General features: G+C 63.5%; 16 protein-coding genes and 4 pseudogenes. 10 read left to right on the top strand and 10 right to left on the bottom strand.

What is annotated here, in order from left to right:
• Positions 1–292 precede the first annotated feature (292 nt).
• On the top strand, positions 293–496 hold the full coding sequence (locus AC1D2E_RS08140) for a hypothetical protein (RefSeq protein WP_478196921.1): 204 nt from the start codon (positions 293–295) through the stop codon (positions 494–496).
• A gap of 55 nt (positions 497–551) precedes the next feature.
• A complete protein-coding gene (locus tag AC1D2E_RS08135) occupies positions 552–2939 on the top strand; it encodes a DUF1254 domain-containing protein (protein WP_478196920.1) in 2388 nt (795 codons plus the stop codon).
• 68 nt (positions 2940–3007) lie between these two features.
• On the opposite strand, the gene AC1D2E_RS08130 is transcribed toward AC1D2E_RS08135, so the two are convergent.
• The gene (locus tag AC1D2E_RS08130) at positions 3008–4573 is read right to left on the bottom strand and encodes a histidine kinase (RefSeq protein WP_478196919.1); all 1566 of its coding nucleotides are present in this window, start codon (positions 4571–4573) and stop codon (positions 3008–3010) included.
• 219 nt (positions 4574–4792) lie between these two features.
• Between AC1D2E_RS08130 and AC1D2E_RS08125 the strand changes: the two genes are divergently transcribed.
• The 5 genes and pseudogenes from AC1D2E_RS08125 (at position 4793) to AC1D2E_RS08105 (ending at position 9165) form a co-directional block, all read left to right on the top strand.
• Positions 4793–5482 carry a response regulator gene (locus AC1D2E_RS08125; protein ID WP_478196918.1) on the top strand — a complete coding sequence of 230 codons (690 nt, stop codon included), beginning with the start codon at positions 4793–4795 and terminating at the stop codon, positions 5480–5482.
• 312 nt (positions 5483–5794) lie between these two features.
• Positions 5795–6094, top strand: coding sequence for a hypothetical protein (locus tag AC1D2E_RS08120; RefSeq protein ID WP_478196917.1), 300 nt, complete (start codon positions 5795–5797; stop codon positions 6092–6094).
• A 20-nt stretch (positions 6095–6114) separates the two neighbouring features.
• Positions 6115–6354 (top strand): annotated as a pseudogene (locus AC1D2E_RS08115) (DUF1254 domain-containing protein); the annotation flags it as partial.
• Positions 6355–6487: 133 nt separating this feature from the next.
• A complete protein-coding gene (locus AC1D2E_RS08110; protein WP_478196916.1) occupies positions 6488–7150 on the top strand; it encodes an Lnb N-terminal periplasmic domain-containing protein in 663 nt (220 codons plus the stop codon).
• Positions 7147–9165 carry an esterase/lipase family protein gene (locus tag AC1D2E_RS08105; RefSeq protein WP_478196915.1) on the top strand — a complete coding sequence of 673 codons (2019 nt, stop codon included), beginning with the start codon at positions 7147–7149 and terminating at the stop codon, positions 9163–9165. Before AC1D2E_RS08110 ends, AC1D2E_RS08105 begins: the two co-directional genes overlap by 4 nt.
• A gap of 309 nt (positions 9166–9474) precedes the next feature.
• On the opposite strand, the pseudogene AC1D2E_RS08100 reads toward AC1D2E_RS08105, so the two are convergent.
• Positions 9475–9750 (bottom strand): annotated as a pseudogene (locus AC1D2E_RS08100) (transposase); the annotation flags it as partial.
• 68 nt (positions 9751–9818) lie between these two features.
• On the opposite strand from AC1D2E_RS08100, the pseudogene AC1D2E_RS08095 reads away from it, so the two are divergent.
• The 3 genes and pseudogenes from AC1D2E_RS08095 to AC1D2E_RS08085 all read left to right on the top strand — a co-directional run.
• Positions 9819–10031 (top strand): annotated as a pseudogene (locus AC1D2E_RS08095) (cupin domain-containing protein); the annotation flags it as partial.
• 129 nt (positions 10032–10160) lie between these two features.
• Positions 10161–11444 (top strand): porin, encoded by a 1284-nt coding sequence (locus AC1D2E_RS08090; RefSeq protein WP_478196914.1) that lies wholly within the window; start codon positions 10161–10163, stop codon positions 11442–11444.
• 94 nt (positions 11445–11538) lie between these two features.
• On the top strand, positions 11539–11874 hold the full coding sequence (locus tag AC1D2E_RS08085; protein WP_478196913.1) for a hypothetical protein: 336 nt from the start codon (positions 11539–11541) through the stop codon (positions 11872–11874).
• A 129-nt stretch (positions 11875–12003) separates the two neighbouring features.
• Here AC1D2E_RS08085 and AC1D2E_RS08080 read toward each other — a convergent pair whose 3' ends face one another.
• The 8 genes and pseudogenes from AC1D2E_RS08080 to AC1D2E_RS08045 all read right to left on the bottom strand — a co-directional run bounded on the left by AC1D2E_RS08080 (position 12004) and on the right by AC1D2E_RS08045 (position 20149).
• Positions 12004–13473 carry a patatin-like phospholipase family protein gene (locus AC1D2E_RS08080; protein ID WP_478196912.1) on the bottom strand — a complete coding sequence of 490 codons (1470 nt, stop codon included), beginning with the start codon at positions 13471–13473 and terminating at the stop codon, positions 12004–12006.
• Positions 13474–13534: 61 nt separating this feature from the next.
• Complete coding sequence (locus AC1D2E_RS08075) at positions 13535–14146, bottom strand: mechanosensitive ion channel family protein (RefSeq protein WP_478196935.1); 612 nt, start codon at positions 14144–14146, stop codon at positions 13535–13537.
• A 1764-nt stretch (positions 14147–15910) separates the two neighbouring features.
• Positions 15911–16045, bottom strand: a pseudogene (locus AC1D2E_RS08070) (IS6 family transposase); the annotation flags it as partial.
• A gap of 312 nt (positions 16046–16357) precedes the next feature.
• Positions 16358–16891: a hypothetical protein gene (locus AC1D2E_RS08065; protein WP_478196911.1), complete on the bottom strand. Its 534-nt coding sequence runs from the start codon at positions 16889–16891 to the stop codon at positions 16358–16360.
• A 3-nt stretch (positions 16892–16894) separates the two neighbouring features.
• The gene (locus AC1D2E_RS08060) at positions 16895–17428 is read right to left on the bottom strand and encodes a hypothetical protein (protein ID WP_478196910.1); all 534 of its coding nucleotides are present in this window, start codon (positions 17426–17428) and stop codon (positions 16895–16897) included.
• Positions 17429–17473: 45 nt separating this feature from the next.
• Positions 17474–18298 (bottom strand): transporter, encoded by an 825-nt coding sequence (locus AC1D2E_RS08055; protein ID WP_478196909.1) that lies wholly within the window; start codon positions 18296–18298, stop codon positions 17474–17476.
• A gap of 126 nt (positions 18299–18424) precedes the next feature.
• Entirely contained in the window at positions 18425–19210 is a 786-nt protein-coding gene (locus AC1D2E_RS08050) for a hypothetical protein (RefSeq protein WP_478196908.1), read from the bottom strand.
• 123 nt (positions 19211–19333) lie between these two features.
• Positions 19334–20149 (bottom strand): hypothetical protein, encoded by an 816-nt coding sequence (locus AC1D2E_RS08045; RefSeq protein ID WP_478196907.1) that lies wholly within the window; start codon positions 20147–20149, stop codon positions 19334–19336.
• Between the last annotated feature and the right edge of the window lie 23 nt (positions 20150–20172).

Below are 20172 nucleotides of genomic sequence, written 5' to 3'. Positions count from 1 at the left end.
AAATAGACCCTTTTACTAGTGCTCATCAGCCCTCCCGCCTCATAAGGTAGGCGCCTTAGCAACAGCGCAGTCCAGACCGGCCCCATGGCGCATTCCAGAACTCCAAAACAAACGACTTTCACCGCTCCGCTGCTTTCCGCGGCATGCGGTGCCGCTTCCGCACAATCGAACGACGACATGAATGCAGCCAACAATCCGCTGACGCCGACGATCGGCCTGAACCTGCAGAACCTCGCAGGACAACGCAACGCTGCAGCCTTTCGTCATCCACAATCTTCCCGACGGGTGGTACATGCGCAGCAGCGCCACGTGGAGCTTCAACCTGCGCAATGGCGACTATTCGATCCCGATCGGCGTGGGCGCCGGAAAAATCTGGAAGGGCAATGGCGTGACCTACAACCTGTTCGCCGAACCTCAGTGGACGGTCGCCCACCAGGGCGATGGCCAACCCAAGTTCCAGGTCTTCTTCGGCCAAGATCTCCAGCTTCCTCTGTGAGCGAGACACTCCGCTACACCGCTTGAACAACTAAACGAGCCCGAAGGCATCCGTCATGACATTGCGATTCGCAACCACCCGATACGTGATACTTGCCTGCGCCTTGGCGCTGCAGGCAGCCATCGTTCCAGCAGTTGCCGCTTCGGCGCGGCAGCAGGTACCGTCCGCCGAAGCGCGCACGATCGCCAAGGACGCGACGATCTACGGATTCCCGCTGGTGGACAACTACCGGGTCATGCATTCGTACTTCGTGGACACGACCGGGGCCGAGTTCAAGGCGCCCTGGAACACGATCCACAACGTCGAGCGCGTCTACACCCCCGACGACAAGGCGATTCAGACGCCGAACTCCGACACGCCGTACTCGCAACTCGGCGCGGACCTGCGGACCGAACCGCTCGTGATCTCGGTGCCGGCGGTGGGCAAAGACCGCTACTACTCGCTGCAGTTCATCGATCTCTACACCTTCAACTTCGCCTATGTCGGCAGCCGCGCCACCGGCTCGGAGGCGGGCAACTATCTGCTGGCCGGTCCGCAGTGGAAGGGCAAGGCGCCGGCCGGGATCAAGCAGGTCATCCGCTCCGAGACGGATCTGGCTTTCGTGCTGTACCGGACGCAGCTCAAGGGTCCCGACGACATCGACAACGTGAAGAAGATTCAGGCGGGCTACAAGGTCCAGCCGCTGTCGGCCTTCCTGGGCAAAGCGGCACCGGCGCCCGCGCCTGCCGTGGACTTCTTCAAGCCGCTGTCGGCGAAGGAGCAGCGCACCTCGCCGCGCTTCTTCGATGAACTGAACTTCCTTCTGCAATTCGCGCCCACCCACCCGAGCGAGACCGCGTTGCGTGCGCGTTTCGCGCGGATCGGCGTCGTGCCCGGCAAGCCCTTCGACGCCGAGCAGTTGACGCCCCAGCAGCGCCAGGCCATCGAAGAAGGAATGGCCGATGCATGGCAGACGCTGGCCAGGTTCAAGACCGAGCAGATCGACACCGGCAAGCGCACCTCGGGCGACGGCTTCGGCACGCGCAAGTTCCTGAACAACGACTACCTCGCCCGCATGGCCTCGGCGGCCTTCGGCATCTACGGGAATTCGAAGGAGGAGGCGGTCTATCCGGCCTACTTCGTCGATTCCGGGGGGCAGACGCTGGACGGGACTAGCAACCGCTATGTCCTGCGCTTCCCGGCCAACGCACTGCCGCCGGTCAACTCGTTCTGGTCGTTGACGATGTACGGCCTGCCCGAGAGCCTGCTGGTCGCCAATCCGCTCAACCGTTACCTGATCAACTCCGCGATGCTGCCCGAGCTGAAGCGCGACGCGGACGGCGGCATCACGCTGTACCTCCAGAACGAGTCACCCGGCAAGGACAAGGAAGCCAACTGGCTGCCCGCGCCGAAAGGGCCCTTCTGGGCGGCCATGCGCCTTTACTGGCCCAAGCCGCAGGCCCTCGACGGCCGCTGGAAGCAGCCGGCGCTCGATCGCGTGGCGGCGCAGCCGGAAGCCAAGGCGGTGACCGTGGAAAACTTCGCTCGCGCGGAATCGGACTTTTACTTCGCCGGCATCGTCAAGAACGGCGGCTTCGGCAAGTTCGACCACACGAGGAACGTCGCCCCGGTGGATAAGCAGACCGTGATCCGCCTGAACCGCGACACGCTCTATTCCTCCGCCGTGTTCGATCTGGATGCCGGGCCGGTCACGATCACGCTGCCCGATCCCGGCCAGCGCTTCATGTCGATGCAGATCATCGACGAGGACCAGTACACACACGGGGTGAGCTACAAGGCCGGCAGCTACACCTTCGATCGCGCCGGCATGGGCACGCGTTACTTCGTGGCGGCGATCCGCATGCTGGTCGATCCGAACGATCCGAAGGATCTCGCCAAGGTCCACGCCCTGCAGGATGCGCTCAAGGTGCAGCAGCAGTCCTCGGGCAGTTTCGAAATCCCTCGCTGGGACCTCGCCGGGCAGAAGAAGGTCCGTGACGCCCTGATCGCACTGTCCGACACGCTGCCCGACAAGAACCGCATGTTCGGCCGCAAGGACGAGGTGGATTCGGTGCGCTTTCTCCTCGGTGCCGCGTCGGGGTGGGGCGGCAATCCGGACAAGGACGCGGTCTACCTGAACATCGTGCCGGAGCGCAACGACGGCAAGACGGTCTACAGGCTCATTGCGCGCGAGGTGCCGGTCGACGGCTTCTGGTCGGTCAGCGTCTACAACGGGGAGGGGTACTACGAGAAGAACCCGCTCAATGCGTACACCCTCAACAACATCACCGCGAAGAAGGATGGCGACGGTTCGATCGCCGTCCAGTTCGGCGGTTGCGACGGCAAGGTCGCGAACTGCCTGCCGGTGATGCCGGGCTGGAACTACATGGTGCGGTTGTACAGGCCGCACCCCGAAATCCTCGGCGGGCAATGGACGTTCCCCGCGGCGCAACCCGTCCAGTGAGGCTGGGGAACGGATCGGTAACTCAGGTGGGCGCTGACAGGACTCTGCAGACCGGAAGCCGGTGTCGCTCAGGAAGCGGCCGGACGCGGCACGACGGCGCACACGACCGTGCCGCTCGCAGATTTTTCGATCTTGAGTTCGCCTCCGAAGGGAATGAGCCTTCCGTGCATGCTGGGAATGCCGACGCCGTTGCCATGCCCTTGCTCGCCCGGCGTCGACTGCCGGCTTCCGAGGCCGTTGTCCTCGATGCTCAGCACGATGCGCTTCGCATCCATTTCGAGCCTGACGTCGACCTGCGTCGCCTTGGCGTGACGATGGACATTCGCGAGCGCGCCCTGCGTGATGCGCAGCAGGGACCTCTGCAATTCGAAGGGCAGGGAATCGGCGGCCGAATCGACGGATACCATGCCCGTCAAACCGCTGCGGCGGATGAAACCCTGCGCGAAATCCTTCAGTGCCCGCGCGAGGCCGTGCTCGCCGAGATCGCGAGGATGGATCAGAAAGGTGAAGGTGCGGAGTTCGTTCAACGCCGATTCGACGGAAATTTTGACATCCTTGAGCATCGATTGCGCCCCGTCGTTGCCGGCCTCGATCCTTTCCAGGTTGGCGACTCCCAGCATCGCGCCCACGAGGTGTTGCGCCGTGGAGTCGTGCAGTTCCCTTGCGATGCGCTGGTGCTCGTCCTCCTGTGCCTGCAGCAGGCGCCCGGTGAGGTGCTCGACCTTCGCGTCGGCGGTGGCGATGCTTCTTTCGAGCTGTTCGATCGGCGACTCGATCTCGCGCCGGAGGTGGCACCAGGTGCCGAATCCGGCCAGGCCCATCAGGAGGCCGGCGCCCGCAAGAAGTCTCAGCGCGTCATGGAGGGGCGCATCGAGGTCGGCCAGCGTCATCGAAGTCGTCGCGATCCACTGCGTGTAGCCGGAGCGGGTGTAGGCAATCAGGCTCGGCCCGCCATGCAGATCGGCTGCGCGGATCAGTCCGGAGGCCGCAGGCGCGGCCGTCTCGCCCAGCACGGACGATGCGGCATCGGCCATGACCGGCGCCACGGTGATCTCGTCGCCACGGACCGAGACCACTCCGTTCAGGCTGTGGTCGTAGATGGCTCCGGTCAGCCCGGGCGCCATTTGCTGCTCCTTGAGAATGGATGCGAACCGCTGATCGGACAGCACCGTCGTCAGGAAGTACGTCCATCCGCCGCCGGGATCATGCACCTTCATGTTGACGGTGACCGCCGTCTGGTTGAGCAGGAGGCTGCGCACGCGCCCCGTGAGGCTCACATCGAGTTGGTCAATCCGCTCCAGGAACGCAGGTTGAGGCGTGAAGTCGGCGAGCGTCGGCAGCGGCGAGCCGAATGGCCGCAGCGAGTGCGCAATGAGTCTTTCCCGGTCGCAGAGGATCAGCCAGGCGCCCTCGGGAACCCTCGTGGCGGCCATCTGCTTCTGGAACGCCTCGAGGTCTCGTCTTTGCAGGGCCGGCGAATACTCGAGACCCATCAGCAGCGCATGCGATCGCGCGACTTCGCGGTCCAGCGCCTGAGAAAGGTTCGCGGATGCCGCGCCCAGTCGTCCGATCTCCGTGCTTCGGGCCCGAAGCACGCCGACGATGATGTAGGTCGCGGACAGCGCGAAGACCACGAACAGCGCGCCTGCGATGACGATCGCAAGCTGCCGCCGCAGCCGCGGCTTGAGTTCGTCGACAGGGGGCTGCCAGTTGAAGCGGAAGCTGGAACGTGTCGACACTTTCAGGCTCATGTGCGCGGAGGCGAAAAGGGCGCGAGCCCACGTCCTTGCCAACTATTCGAGCAAGGTCGTGAAACTATACTGGACCGTCGTCGCGAGGAGTGATCTCGGATCATGGCTGTTCAATCAGGTGGACTCAATGCTCAGGACCATCGCAGCGGCAGTGGCCACCGCGTCCTCATCGCAGACGACCACGACGTGGTTCGCCGGGGCCTTCGCTCCTTCATCGAAAGCCGCCCCGGTTGGCAGGTCGTCGCGGAGGCCGCCGACGGGCTCGAAGCCCTTCGCCATGCGACGGCCGAAGAGCCGGACATCGCCATCGTCGACTACAGCATTCCGTTGATGAATGGCGCGCAACTCACGCGCAAGATCTGCACCCGCTCACCCAAGACACAGGTGCTGGTCTTCACCATGCATGAAGGCGAGCAGGTAATCCGCGAGGTGCTCGCGGCCGGCGCGCGGGCATTCTTGGTCAAGTCGGACACCGAGAAGCTGCTCTTTGCGGCGCTCGATGCGCTGGCGGTGGGCAAGCCCTTCTTCACGGGCCAAGTCAATGAAGCGCTGCTTGCGCATTACCTTTCCCCGTCTCAAGAGCCCGGAATTCCCGAAGTCCTGACGCCGCGGGAAAAGGAAATCATCCAGCTGATCGCGGAAGGCCACAGCAGTCGGACCGCCGGGGAGATGCTGCACATCAGCGCCAAGACGGTGGAGGCGCACCGGTCCGCCGCCATGAGCAAGTTGCGAATCACTTCCACCGCCTCGCTGGTGCGCTATGCGATCCGCAACAAGTTAATCGAGCCCTGAATTCCCTGAAACCACATCGCGCCGGTCCGGTGCTGCACCACCACTTGCCGTTGTCGGGACGAAAGGGCCAGAACTATTGACGCCGCGAGAGAGTACCTACCTTGCTGAGACAGGAGGGGTGACGAGCACTGGGAAAGGGTCTATTTCCGGGCGGAAATCTACCTATCCGATCCCAATGGCGTTGACGCTGAAAAACCTTCACGCGAGACTCGCCGCATCGTTCAGAGAGAAATCAATAAGACAGTGATGACCTCGCGAGACACCGGCTACAAGAACCGGGTCCCCGGGCGCACCGAACAAGGGAGTTCGCACATGAAGTTTTCGATCGACCGTGGCGTATTGGCTCATATCGCTCTCGGTGCGACGCTTGGCTTGACGCTTCCAACGGGTGCTGCCGCGCAAGCCAGCCCATCGGCCCTCACGCCTGAAGAGACCTTTGCCCTCGCCAAGGATGCCTGCCTCTATGCCTACCCGCTTGTCAGCATGGATGTCACGATGCGTCAGGCCCTCAATGTGCCGGATGCGGCGCCGGTCACCCTGCGGGCGCCGGTGAACCAGTTCGCCCACGCGCGGGCCTATCCAAAGGCCGAGGAAAAGGATGTCGTCCGATAAACTTCGACACGCTCTACTCCATGGCGTGGCTGGATCTCGCGCGCGAGCCGGTCATGCTCACGGTGCCGGATACGCAGGATCGCTACTACCTGCTGCCGATGCTCGATATGTGGTCGGACGTCTTCGCCGTCGTCGGCAGTCGCACCACCGGGAACAAGGCCGGCACCTATGCGCTCGTCGCTCCGGGATGGACCGGCAAGCTGCCGACAGGGGCAGTGAAGATCGTGGCGCCCACCCCGAGCATGTGGATCATCGGCCGCACCAAGACAAACGGGCCCGCGGACTATGCGAACGTCCACAAGATCCAGGATGGCTACAAGCCCGTGAATGGGTGGAACATGCAGATCGACAACATGGGCACCTACGGCACGTCCTACTTGAAGCGAACCTTGATTGCGACTGGCGGCCTCGGCGCCAACCCGCGGCTACGATCTGGACCGTCTCGCCAGCGTGGACCTGGCCCTCTCGTACTGGATGGGTCCGGCCATCGCCCATACGCTGGTGTCGTTCGGCTTCGACGACGGACGCGGCGGCACCGACTACCTGGCCTTCTCGCTCGAGATCCGCAAGGAGCGGCACGAGCAGTTTTCGGCCATCGCAGGTTTCTTCAAGCGCTTCGAGCTCGGACTCGTGGCCGCCGATGAGCGCGACATCATGCGCGTGCGCACCAACGTGCGCGGGGAGGATGTGTACCTGTACCGCCTCGCGATGACACCGCAGGCCCGGCGCGCGCTATTCCTCGCCTACCTCGACAGCGCCGGGCAACTGTCGGTGCACCCGCGCTTCTACGACACCCTGACGGCCAACTGCACGACCCTCGTGTTCGAGATGGCGCAGCGCATCGTGGGAGGACTGCCACTGGACTGGCGCCTGCTGGCTTCGGGCTACCTGCCCGAATACCTGCAGCACATCGGGGGATTCGCCGCCGACGGCGATCTTGCGGTGCTGCGTGCCGCCGGCCGCATCACCGCGCGGGCCGAGGCGTCCGACGCCGATCCGCAGTTCTCGCGGGCCATCCGGCGCGGCATTCCAGGAATCAAAGGAGCGACTCAGTGAATGCATGGTCCCTGATAGGAGTTCGGCCCGGTGCGCTGACCAGGGCGCACCGGGGCCGCCGCTTCGCGGCCTTCGCGATGCTGTTGGCCTCGGCCTGCCTGCTTTGCGGCTGCGCCGTCGTGAGCGTTTCTTCGGTGTCGCCATCGGGCTACCTGGCCGAGCGCCGCAGCGACGCGCTCACCACCGGTCGCCTCAGCCTCTCCGCCCGGGAGGTGCTGCGCATCGTGGGCATCACCGACTGCCGCGACGAACCTGAAGCCTGCCGGAAGCTGCTTGCGCAGGCGCCGGGCATCACCGAAGAGCAGCGTCTCTCGACCCTGTCGGAACTCTGGCTGGAGGCCGCGCTGGCGGCCGGCAGCGCGTCCGCACAGCAGCAGTTGCTCCCGGCGGCCGCGCCGGATGCGGAACTGGACGCCTGGATCGAGACCGCGCGCCACGCCTGGGCCTACCTTTTCTTCACCGACCGCCGACCGGGCGACCGCGCCTTCGAGGAACGCCAGACACAGGTGCGCGACTACTACAACTATGCGGTCCAGCAGGCGATGGATCGCCTGTTCCGCAACTACGCGAGCGGACGCACCGGCACGCGCACCTGGTGGAACGACGTGATCGGCTGGCGGCTGTCCCTCAGGTTCGAGACCTCGGAGCCCGGGCGCGAGACGCGCCAGCCCGAGGAACTCGTGGCGGCCACCTCGTTGCGTTTCACGGGCCTGCGCAACACCTACCAGCGTGACGGCTTTGGCGCCGCCCTGGTGGCCGTTCTGCCTGAGCCTGACGCCCCCGCGAAGCCGGCGCCCTTCGTGGAGAACCGGTATCCCGCRATCACCGCGCTGATTCGCTTCGAGGGGAAGAGCCTGCAGGAGGTGATGAACACGCGCAAGGTCGAATTGGCGTTGTACGACCCGTACGAGAGAGCGCAGGCCTCGCTTGCCGGCCAGACCGTGCCGTTGACCGCGAACTTCACCGCCGGCTACGGGCTGTGGCTCGCCCGCTCCGGATTCTCGACCCAGGCCCTGAGCAGCCTGTTCGGACTGAGCGACGGCATCGTGCGCCCACGCATCCAGCTGATGCAGCCCTACGACCCGAAGCGCCACATCGTGGTGATGCTCCACGGGCTGGCGAGCAGCCCCGAGGCCTGGGTCAACGTGGCCAACGAGGTGATGGGCGACGACACGCTGCGGCGCAACTACCAGATCTGGCAGGTGTACTACCCGACCAATGCGCCGCTGGCGCTGAACCTGCACAACATCCGGCAGGCCATCGATGCAACGCTGGCGTACTACGACCCGCAAGGGACGGCCCTGGCTTCGAAGGACATCGTACTGGTCGGCCACAGCATGGGCGGCGTGCTGGCGCGATTGCTGGTGTCCGACTCGGGCGACAAGATGTGGGAGACACTTCCGCCCGATGTCCGCAGTCGCCGTGCATACGACAAGGCATTTCGCAGAGAGATGGACGACTACCTGGAGTTCCACCCGCAGCCGAAGGTCAGCCGCGCGATCTTTATCGCGGCGCCCCACCGAGGGACGTCCTTTGCCGAGAACCGGCTGGCACGCTACGCCGCCAACCTCGTGACGCTGCCGGTGGCCATGCTGGACGAGGTCGCAGACCTGACCCGCATGGCCGCCCGGCTGCGGCCGCCCGAGAGTGGAAAGCCGCCGCTGCGCATCCCCAACAGCATCGACAACCTCAGTGATCGCAATCCCTTCGTTCGGCTGTCTTCCACGCTGCCCGTCGATCCGGCGGTGCAGTACCACTCGATCATCGGACGCGAGAGTGCCGAGGGCGGTCTGCTCGACTCCACCGATGGCGTGGTGCCCTACACCAGCTCGCACCTCGTCGGCGCACAGTCGGAGCGGGTCATCGTTTCCTGGCACAGCGTGCAGGAGAACCCGCAGGCCATTCTCGAGATACGCCGGATCCTGCACGAGCACCTGGACAAATTCTCCACCGGGACGAGGCCATGGCATGATGGCCCCTCGTCGATGACGTTCACATCGTCGAATTCACCATGAATGCACGAGCGCAGGCCACGCAGCCACCTCGGCGATAGGGATCGCGTTAGGCATGTGCAGGTTGATGTTGCTTCGGATCTGACTCGGCTTGTCAAAGCCATCGACCGGTTGAATCCGCAGCCCAAAGCGGGCCTACATCGGACACAGAAGCTGCCCGGAACCGGCCGTTGGATCCGCAGCAGCTTTGCACCGCGCAACTTTGAAAAGGCGAGACGTGCAACTCTGAACACGGCGCTCGTAAGCCGTTTACATGAACGTCCCCCGTTTGTGACCTGCCCCCTCCTGCCGTGCCATTCATAACGAGGAAGTCCGGGGTTGCAAGAGCTTTACCCCGAAGGCCGTGTTCAGCGCGTGGATGTCCAGGTGGGCTTCTGCCAACAGCTTCTTGAGCTTGTTGTTCTCCGCCTCGAGTTCACGCAGTCGCCTGGCATCGGGCACATCCATCCCGCCGTACCTGGCGCGCCATTTGTAGAAGGTCGCATCGCTGAAGCCGCCTTTGCGGCACAGATCCTTGATCGGCAAGCCGGACTCGGCCTGCTTGATGAAACCGATGATCTGCTCCTCGGTGTATCTGCTCTTTCTCATGTCCGTCATTCTCCAAGTTGACGGACTTCGCTGCCACTACGCTGGTACGGCTGGGAGGGGGCAGGTCACCTGGCGCCGAACCCTACGTGACCTTCCAGCATCCAGGGCTGAAGTTCATGTACCTGCTTTCGGAGAGCGTGCTGTACCGCTACGGGAGCAAGTCGATCTGGATGGGCGTGGGCGACACGTTGCTGTTCGACGCATCGGCGCTGCATGGGATCGAGAACATGGGCGAGGAGGCCGTGTCGTACCTGTCGGTGGTGTTCACGTTTCGCAGGTAGAAGTGCGCACGGACGCGGCCCGGCCGTCCTCCTACGCCATAATCTTCTGGGGCGTCACTGAACGCCTGTGCATGGGTCACCGCTACCTGACAGGTTGGTGGTCCCTGTCCGGTCCTGGAGAAATCTCTGATGAATAGATCTCTGGTTGCTCTCGCCGCCTCGGCCTCCTTGGCGGGCGGCGGTGTCGCTTCTGCCCAATCGTCCGTGACATTGTTCGGCATCCTCGACGCTTCGGTCAGCGCTTACAGGAACCAGGCGCAGACCCCGTTGGGCAACACGGTCAGCACGAGCCAGACCATGCTGACCAATTCCGCCTACAACTCCAGCCGCCTGGGCTTTCGGGGCACCGAAGATCTCGGCGGCGGCCTGGCTGCCGGCTTCTGGCTCGAAGCGGGCATCAACAACGACGACGGCAGCGGAAGCGCAAGCGGGGGTGGGCTGCAATTCAATCGTCGATCGACTGTCAGCCTTTCCGACGACAGCTTCGGCGAAGTGCGCATCGGTCGAGACCACACCCCGACCTATTGGAACGACATCCTCTTCGATCCGTTCGGTGCCAACGGGGTGGGCGCGAATCTGATCGGTACCGCCAGTGGCCTGGGGTCGCCGGGTAGCTACAAGAGCGGCTTCACCGCGAACGACAACTACTCTCGTGCCAGCAACTCCATCGGGTATTTCCTGCCTCTGAATTTGGGTGGCCTTTACGGTCAGTTCATGTATGCGTTCAACGAGGCCGTCAGCTACGATCCGGGCGGCCTGACGCCCCCGGGCGCCGCTGCGATCGTTGTCGACCCGCCGCTTGCCGTTGCCGGCAACAACGCCCGTGCGGGCCGCTATATCGGCGGCCGCGTCGGCTACAACAACGGTCCGTTGGATGTCGCGGTGGCCTATGGCGAAAGCACCATCGCGTCGAACTACTATCAGGGCACGACGACGACCGTCAACATCTGGAATCTCGGCGCTTCGTACGACTTCGGCGTGGCAAAGCTGTTTGGCGAGTACTCGAACAACAAGCAGGCGACCGCCTATGCGACCAACACGCTCAACCCTTTCGGATTGACCATGCCGGGCTTCAACGGCGCCCTGATCGGATTGACGGTGGCGGCCGGTCCCGGCCTGATCCGCGCTTCCTACTCCGAGGTCAGGTACAACAACGTGAACAACCTCAACTTCACCAATCCGAATCCGAATCCGAAGGCTGACAAGTTCGCCATTGGCTACGTGTACAACCTGGCCAAGCGCACCGCCCTCTATGCGACCGTCRCCTACTTGAATGACAAGTACGGCGCAGGCTTGACGGTGGGCGGCCCGAGCTTCTATTCCGGCGCGATCCCTACGGGCGGTGGCCTCTTTGCCGTGCCCGCGCCGAACAAGTCGGTCGGCTACGATGTCGGTCTGCGCCACTCGTTCTGAAGATCAGCATCCAGTCGAATCCGGCGCGGGCCATGTCCTGCCTGACCTGCGGACTCGGCATCGTGACCGGTCGCGCTCAGTGCAAGGAGTCAACATGCTTGTTCGCATTCGTTCCGTTGGAGTCATCTTCGCGTCCTGCGCCATCGCCAGTGCTTGCACCAGTTCGCCGCCTCCAGCGACGATCGGCGGCTACAAGCCTCCGGCGATCTTCGCTGGCTTTCTGTCGCCCCAAGTGTCTCGCACCAGCTGCATCGATTCGGTCGCGCGCGAATTCAAGGTGCCAAAGGAAAATGTGACACCGACCAGCGACGCTCAGTCCATGCAGGATGGTGTCTACGTCGTCACCCTCAGCATCGGAACCGGTCAGCCGGCCATCAACTGCACTGTCAACGAGAACGGCGTTGTCTCTGGCGTCGTGCGAGCGCGCTGATCGCGGCCTGTCGCAGGCGCTGCTATCGGATCCAGCAGCCTTCGTCGGCGGCGCACGGGGCCCACACCAAAAGCGCTCGGGAGCATCTCTTTAGGCTGTCGCGAGAACGGCGAGGTGGCGGGGCATGGTTCAAGGGGCGCGGGGCGCTGCTTCCTTGGCCGCGGCTGGATCGGCGACGACTGTCGCGCCAACGTCCTTCAGCAGCCGCTGAAACTCGGGCGAAGCCAGGATGATCTTCCCTGCCGCGGCGCGCAGCCGATCCACCGCCTCGTCCGGCAGGACGAACGACGTCGGCTGCTGGTTCAGGTAATCGAATTCCGCCTTGTCCTTCAGCGCGGGAAACGACACATCGATGGCATAGATCTCCGCGTCCGGGACCCGCACCTCGGTGCAGATGGGGGAGCCTTTATCCGCCGAACAGCCGGCGAGCTTTCGGACCCGCCGCGCGGTTTCCCAGCGCGCCGAAATATCTTTCAAGAGCTCGACCGCCTCGTAGGAATAATGATCGATCGGAACACCGCTGGCTTTCAGCAGGACCTGCACACTGCCGGGCGGCCGCGCCGATTCATCCCAGTTGGTGGGGGGCGACGACAGCGAATTGACAACCAGGACGATGATCCTGCGCGCATGGTCGAGCGGAGTGGGAAGGCCCTTGTCGTGCAAGGCTTCGAGGAATTCCAGCGCGTCGAGCACGCCGCGCATCCCCAGGTTGTCGGACACGCCGCCGTCCACGAGATGGATATACGGCCGATGCACGCTGTCGGTGTACGGTTCGGTTTCCTTCAACTCGCGAATCGCACGCATTGCGGGCCGAGGCGGATTCGYGGACTGGGTAAAYGCCTTGGCCCAGGCCGGCATCTGGTGGTTGCAGGTTCCGCCGTAGTTGTTGATGGTCACCGGGGAGAGCACCACGGGGACAGCAGACGATGCCGCGGCGGCGCGGGACAGTGGCACGGCATCGAGATCCGAGCACAGCACGTTCCATACGGCCTGATTGAAGGGCATCCGCGTGCCGGTCGAGATGTCGGTGGCCGACACGATGATGAACGGGCCGTCGCCGCGGTCGAGATCGCCGAAGGTCGCCCCGTTGAACAGGATCTCGTCGTAGTACGCGGCCGCCAATTCCGAACGGCCCCACMCCGTCGACCACAGGTTTCCCCAGTTGATCGGATTGAGCGCGCGCGCGACGAGTTCGCCCTGCACGTTGCGCTTGAGAAAGCGTTGTTCGTAGTCGGTGAACAGCCTGTCGCCGTAGAGCCCATAGGCCAACGCCGTGAAGCTGCCGCCCGACACGCCGGTAATGACATCGACGGCGTCGATCAGGCGAGCCTTGCGGCCGTCCGGTGCGCTGACTTCGGTGCGCCGGAGGAATTCCAGTACACCATACGAGAACGCGGCTGCGCGCGTGCCGCCGCCCGAGAAGGCAAGAACGACCAGGTTTTCCTGGCTCTTGAAGTGCTTCTGGCGCGTTTGAAACGTATACCCCGCATTCGCATCGGACTGCGTGATCGGCGGGTTGATCGGGCGGCTGGCGCAGCCCGCGAGGGCCACGGCCGCCACGGATGCCACGAAGCAGGCCGTCAGCAAATCAGCGCGCATGGTGATTCCTTTTGCAACTCAGGCTCGAGACTACGCCCATCAAGGCGAACGCAGCGCTCGATCACGTTTTTGTCATTGTGTTGCCCTGGGCACMGGCATCTTCGCCAAGGGGAGGTGCAATGCCTGCTGCGGCAAAAGACATGACGATGCCAGCCATGCCGAGCTTGCGCAACACGGCAACGCGCAGCGCGGTTTGTGCCTGCACCCCGAGGTCGATGGTCTTCACCCAGGCGAGCAGCTTGAAGTCGAGCGATTTGTCGTTGAAGCCCTGGAACAGGGCCACGGGCGCCGGATCGGTCAATATGTCCGGCACTTCTCTCGCCGCCTCCACCAGCAAGCGCATCACCTGCTCCGGCTCGGAACCGTAGGGAACGCCGACATCGATGTCGTATCGCCGGCGTCGATCGGAGCGAGTCCAGTTGATCACCTCCTTCGAGGCCAGGTCGGAATTCGGCACGATGACCTCGGCCCCATGCGTGGTTCGCACGCTGGAAGATCGGATGCCTATGCGCTTGATCTCGCCAAGCACAGAGCCGATCTCGACCAGGTCGCCGACACTGACGGGCCGCTCGACGATCAGAATCAGGCCGGACACGAAATTGTTGACGACGTTCTGCAGCCCGAAGCCGATGCCCACGCCGAGCGCCCCCGCAAGCAGCGTGACCTTCGCCATGTCGGTGCCGAGCGCCGCCAGCGTGAGTATCACGCCGGCGACGAGGATGAACCAGCGTGTGAACGTGGCGATCGCATAACCGGTACCCGGCCTTAGTTGCAGCCTGGGAAAGATCTCTCGATCGAGCACGAACTCGATCACCACGCTCAGGACGACCGTCGCCAGGGCAACGGCGAGCGCCTCCGCACCTGCCCTTGCGGAGATGGTCACGACGCCCACTTTCAACGTCGAACCCATCAGTGAATCGATGGCAGAGAGCATGACGGGCATCAGGTTGAGGATCGCTATCGTGACCAGTGCGACACCGCCGACGGTCAGCGAAGTCAGAACCAGTCGCACCGCCCGCAGCAGCGCCGGATCTGCATTGCGCGCGCTTCGCAGCCAGCGCAGCGGCGGCGTGGCGAGAAGTGCGAGCACTGCGCCATACAGGGTCAGGGCGGTTGTTCCAAACACCAGGCTGCATCCGAGGATGCTCCCGGTGCCCGAGCGCAAGGATCGGGCCGGCCCGGAAAAGCCGAAGATGACATGCCACGCAGTCACCGCCGAAACGGCGATGACGATCAGCGCGATGACGCRCAGGCTCTCCGGACTCCAACTCGGCAATGCCTGCTGCAGCCGACCGCGCCGCCAGTCCAGAGCCACCGGCACGCCGACGCTGAGGGCCTGCAGCAAGAGCACCACACGATCGGCGATCACGCTCGACTCGATCGAACTGCGCAAGGCGAGCAACACCGTCGCGAATGCCACCCCATACAGCGACAACGGAATCGCTGCGGCGAAAGTGCGCCTTGCGATCATCGCGGCAGGAATCGGAACGATCACGAGCAGCGCCTCGTAGAAGACGATCGGGGGGTCGGGCGCCAGCCACCAGATCGACATCAGCGCGATCAGCAGGGAGGCGGCCACGGGCTGGCCATGAGCGCGTTGCGCGGGCGCGGCGTCCGGCGGCGCTTTCCTGGTGAAGAGCCAGCAAGTGAACGCGAAGATGCCCAGGAACCACCCGGCAAGACGTGCACCGTTTCGGACCAGATACGCACGCAGCAGACGTTCCCCAGCGCGCAACTCCGAAGCGACCAGATGGAATTGGGCGGGCGCGCCACCGAGTTGCCAAAGCGAGGATTCCTCCAGCTCCATCCTCAGAAGGCGGACACGGTCCAGCTGTGCATTGACGAGTGCGCCGGCGTCATGGATGCGCAGTTGCAGGGTCAAGGCGCGGGCGAGATCCAGCAAGGCGCCGTCTCGCACCTTGCGCAGGTGGTCAGCGGTTGTTCGTAGCTTCGCCTCGATCTCGTGCGCTCGCTCGATGACGGGCTCGGGCACGCGCCGTTCGCGCAGGAACACAATACGCTCGCTCCACTCGCGGGCCAGCGTTTCGAGTTCGGAGCCGTCGCTCTCGAGTCGTCTGACGATGGCTGTGAGTTCGTCGACGACGGCCGAAGCATCGCTCTTCAGCTCCCGCAGGCGGTGCTCAAGCCCCCGCAATTCGATGAGTTCGCCGTGGGTGATCTTGTCCGGCGCGAGGCGGTCGATTTCGGCCTCGAGCGCCGCCGCTCGTCGGGCCAGCTCGCGCCACGGCTCGGACTGCTCGACCCGGGCGAGCGCCGCCCGCTGCAGCCTTTCGCTTTCGCCGATCTGAGTGAAGGTGTCGGCGATCGTCAGCGCCGCCGGCGGAGTCGAGGGCACCTCCGCGGCGACGACGGATTCAGGCGTGGCGGCAAACCAGGCCGCGAGCAGCAACGTGAGCGCGAGCATCGGAGTCCGCGTGTGGGCCAAGATCAAGGCCCGCTCGCCCATCATCTCCATCAGATCACGAAAGCTCAGCTTGTAGCGCAGGTAACAGCGAACGCATCGAACGAGGATCTCTCGCTCGAAATGCCGGCCCTCGAACAGATCGTCCATGCTTCAAGCCTTCTTCGCCATAGCCCTGCCTTCAGGAATTCGCCTCTTTTTACGTCCTGGATACGTGAATCGCGTTCGCGGGTCTGCAAAAGCGGCGACCTACCACTGGTACGCAACGCCGAATATGGGGCCGCTCATGGTAATGGTTTGAATGGGGATGCCGGACTTGAACTGGTAGTCCAGGTAGCGATAGGTGGCGAACACCGAACCCCAGTCGAACCTGTAGCCCACGCGAACGGTCCCTGAGCAATCGGGAAGTGGCGACCATGTCTAGGGCTTCTCGAGCATCACCGCGAATCTCCGCTGTATTGCTCATCGCAAGCCGACCCCGCGGCCACCGGCGCCCGCACCGTGGAAGCCGGCGCCCACGCCGCCGCCCCGGCCGATCCAGTCGATGAACAGTGCGGTGGCGCCACCGGTGGTGGGCACCTTGCCCTCAATAAGCTTGTAGCGGTACACGAGGTCCTTGCCTTCGATCACCGGCTGACTGATCTCGACCACGGTCAGCGTGTTGTCGCGCTGCCCCGGCTCGTACACCGACAGCGTGGCGTTGGGCGGGTCCTTGCTGAAGTTGTTCGGGCCCGCGGCGGCGGTCCATTCCTCCAGATACGCGGGCATCGTCACATGCCCGGCGACGCGCACCGGCCGGTCTGAAAAGTAGATCGTCTGCGGCGACACGTTGACCAGCCGCAGCGTCTTGTCGTCGGCCTTCAGGCTCTCCGCGCTTTGCACGAACATCAGCTGGGCCTTGTCGTCCGCGGCGCCCGCGGCACTTGGCATGGCGGTCAGCGGGATCGCCGCAGCGGTCAGCGCGGCGGTAGTCAGGAACTTGCGTCTTGGAGTCATAGGTCATCCTCGCGGTTGTGAATAGGAAGGTTCGAGCGTCCAGTTCAAAGTCTGTTGCATGTCGAGCATCCGGCTCCCGAAGAGCAGGTCCGTCCTGTTCTCGGAGGTCGACGCCAAGTTGTAGAGGCCGGCCAGCGTCCAGACCGTCGACTTCACATCGAGACCGAGATTGGCAGGCGCGTCGACCGGCTGGTGGTCCACGGTGAATCGACGAATGCCGTCCTTCGACCCCCCGAGATCGGCATAGACGAGGTCGCTCCACACGCCCCATTTGCCATTGCGGGCCTCGATCTGGCCCATGAAGGTCATCTTCAGTGCGCCGACAACGTCCTGCGCGCTGACGTCGATGCTGGGTCCGCCGTTGCCGGACGGGAAGGACGTTTTGCCGCCGATGGCCGGCAACCAGCCGTAGATGGACGCCTCCCATTCCCATTTGTCGTTCGCAGCCTGGGCCCGTGCCGCAGAGGGCGCGAGCCCAGCGGCGAGTCCCAGAACGAAAATGAAGCTGCCAGCACCTGTGGTGATCCAATGTCGCATGTTTGATTCTCGGTTTCAGATCTTCGAAGGACTTCCGATCTCGATCTACTTGGGGAACATGAACTGGACTTGCGCACGAATCTGCCAGTTCGGTCCGTTGTCGGGTTTCACGACGTTGTAGTAGGCCGAGAGCTGGGCGTTTACCGGCAGTTTTCCCAAATGGAATATCTTGCCGATACCGCCGCCCACCGGTACGGTCCACCGCTGGCTGCTATCGGCCTTCCAGTTGACCGTCAGGATCGGCGCGCTCGTGATGTAGAAGCCGCCAGGGAAGTTGTAATTGATGAAGGGCTGGAGCAGGCCGTTGTTGTATGAGCCGCCCTGTCCGCTGCTGCCGAGCGACCAGACGTTGTTGACCAAGGCGCCATACACCCAGGGACTGCCATGGTCGAGGTGCAGGACGACGAAGGTCGGCCCCAGCCCCCAGTTCTTGTTGCCAAGCTCCGAATTGCTGTTGGTTGGCAACTGCGTGATGAGGCCTGCACCCCAGATCCATTTTCCCGGATTGGCCGGTGACAAGAAGGCATTGAACTGGATGTCACCCACGCCATTGACGCGATCGCCCAATGGACCCAGCGCCGGCATCGAGATCACCGGCAGGATCGTGCGCGTGATGACGTTCCAGTCGCTGTTCACCGAAATCGGGATCACCGGCTGGATGTTGAGGACGTTCTGTGTCCCCTTCTCCGGCCCGTAGTTCAGATTGGTGTTGTTCTGGAACGGCACGCTGATCAGGTTGCCGACCGGGTTCTGTGCCAGCTTGGCCAGTTCCTCCGCGCTCAACTCCGCGTGGGCGGGTACCGCGAGCGGAATCGCAGCGACCAAGATGGCCGTGGAGGCCAGCCCTCGAGTTGCAAATCGGATATTCACGGGTCGACCCTTTTCTCGTCAGACTTGATCGAAACCGGCACGCTCGCTCGCCGCCCTTCAACCGCGCCATGAAGGCGCTGCAGCTGCTTCACGCGCGGACACGCGAAGCTTCGCGAGATCACCCCGCTACGGCTTGTAGTTGCTGTAGGGCCCGCCCACCCGGTCATACGTGTTGCCGAAGTCATCTTGCGTGATGTGCGCGATGCCGTCCTTGTCCGGCGTGAGGATCAGATCCTGATCGAGCATCGGCGCTCGGAACTTCCAGCCCGGGGGAAGTTTCAGGCGGCTGCCGAGGGTCCCAAGCTCGTCGAACTTCTGATCGGGATGGGTGATGAGGCTGAAGGACTTCATGGCCCATGAGTTGCCATCCGGGTCATCGAGGATGAACACCTGCTTGCCTTTGTCGAAGCCGAGCTTGGTGTGGCGCCCGACGGTGATGTTCTTGTAGTCGGCCGCACCAGGTTCCGTGCTGATGCCCTTCATATCCAACCAATTCACCCACCGTGCTTTCATGCCGCCAAAGTCCAGCTCCTTGCCCATCTCGACCTCGATCCAGTCCAGCGCCCAGAGGCGGGGGCCGTTCTTGTACGAGGCAAGCACACCGTATTGCTCCTTCACCGACTTGACATCGATCTTGTCCAGCAATTCGGCGGGACAGGAATCCCCCGTCGTCGCGCCGCCGTTGAGACCCCAGGTGTTGTAGACGTTCGCCTTGAGGTCCTTGGTGATCGCGTTCCCGCCGATGAGGAACATCTCGGTGTAGCGGTGACCACGGACCTCCTTGAAGGTGAACGGCTTGGCGTCATCGCCGTCATTCGGCAGGGTCACGACCAGCTTGGGATACAAGACGATGGCGGCGACGACGACGATGGCGCCGACGATGCCGACCGCCCACTTGAAGTTCTTGCTCATTTCTGTGGTTCTCCTGGCGTCAAAATGCCATTGCGGCAAAACTTGATCTGGCGGTCACCTTCGTTCTCCATCGACTTTTGCTTGTCGGCCCAAGGCCCGACGTCGTTGCGACGCCGATTCAGCCTACGGCACGAAGTTGCACGTGTCGTCGTAGCCGCATGCCTGATAGGTGTTCCAGAACTCGTCCTGCGTCACGTACCCGTAGTAGGGCGGCTTCTTGGGCGCGATGATCAGCTCCTGGTCGAGCACCTTGACGCGGAACTTCCAGCCCGGCGGCAGTTGCTTGAACTGGCTGCCCAGGTCCTTGAGGTTGTCCGCTGTCTCGGCCTTGTTGAAGTGGTTGGACCAGGACTGCATGACATACACCTTGCCGTCAGGCATGTCGAGCAGATAGACCGTCATCCCCCTGTTGAACTTGAAGGCGCGGTGCGCAACGATGCCTGGCGTACCTGGGATGTGCTGCAGGTAGTGCCCCCCGCCAACGGCTTTGGCCGCAACTTCCGCACCAACGACGCCGAGCCACAGTCCCGTGACGCCTTGAAAGTCGCGGACATCGCCGGCGCTGTAGGCCCAGATCTCGTTGAAGGTCCAGTGGCGTCTCGGGTTTAGCCAGACTTTCTGCGCGCCCGTTGCCTGTTTGATCTTCTCGCCCTGGTCCGCGAATATCGCGTCGATCTTGTCCTGCGGGCAATCCCCGACGCTCGTCGAATTCCAGATGTTGAGCACCGCGTTCGAGGCGGCGGTGCCGGTGATCAGCCCGATCTCGCAGAACGGGTAGTTGTTCATGTTGGCAACGTGCATCACCTTGCCTGGCACAGCGTACTGTCTTTCGGACGCCGCAATGTTCTGGTCGAGGCTGGCGCAGCCGCTGACGAAAGCAGCAGCCGATACGGCAGCCAGCACGGCAATCTTCCAGACTGTGATTGCGAAATGCTTCATTCGACTCTCCTGGGATGGTTGAC

It is taken from the genome of Variovorax sp. P1_H2 (genome assembly GCF_056405295.1).
Note: the sequence above shows the minus strand (reverse complement) of the source record. Positions and strands in the feature narration are given on the sequence as shown.

Excerpts from the sequence above, each read along its gene's own strand:
- AC1D2E_RS08120 (WP_478196917.1), top strand. The coding sequence starts at position 5,795 with ATGAAGTTTTCGATCGACCGTGGCGTATTGGCTCATATCGCTCTCGGT.
- AC1D2E_RS08085 (WP_478196913.1), top strand. The coding sequence starts at position 11,539 with ATGCTTGTTCGCATTCGTTCCGTTGGAGTCATCTTCGCGTCCTGCGCC.
- AC1D2E_RS08065 (WP_478196911.1), bottom strand. The coding sequence starts at position 16,891 with ATGACTCCAAGACGCAAGTTCCTGACTACCGCCGCGCTGACCGCTGCG.
- AC1D2E_RS08060 (WP_478196910.1), bottom strand. The coding sequence starts at position 17,428 with ATGCGACATTGGATCACCACAGGTGCTGGCAGCTTCATTTTCGTTCTG.
- AC1D2E_RS08140 (WP_478196921.1), top strand. The coding sequence starts at position 293 with ATGCGCAGCAGCGCCACGTGGAGCTTCAACCTGCGCAATGGCGACTAT.
- AC1D2E_RS08050 (WP_478196908.1), bottom strand. The coding sequence starts at position 19,210 with ATGAGCAAGAACTTCAAGTGGGCGGTCGGCATCGTCGGCGCCATCGTC.
- AC1D2E_RS08125 (WP_478196918.1), top strand. The coding sequence starts at position 4,793 with ATGGCTGTTCAATCAGGTGGACTCAATGCTCAGGACCATCGCAGCGGC.
- AC1D2E_RS08135 (WP_478196920.1), top strand. The coding sequence starts at position 552 with ATGACATTGCGATTCGCAACCACCCGATACGTGATACTTGCCTGCGCC.
- AC1D2E_RS08045 (WP_478196907.1), bottom strand. The coding sequence starts at position 20,149 with ATGAAGCATTTCGCAATCACAGTCTGGAAGATTGCCGTGCTGGCTGCC.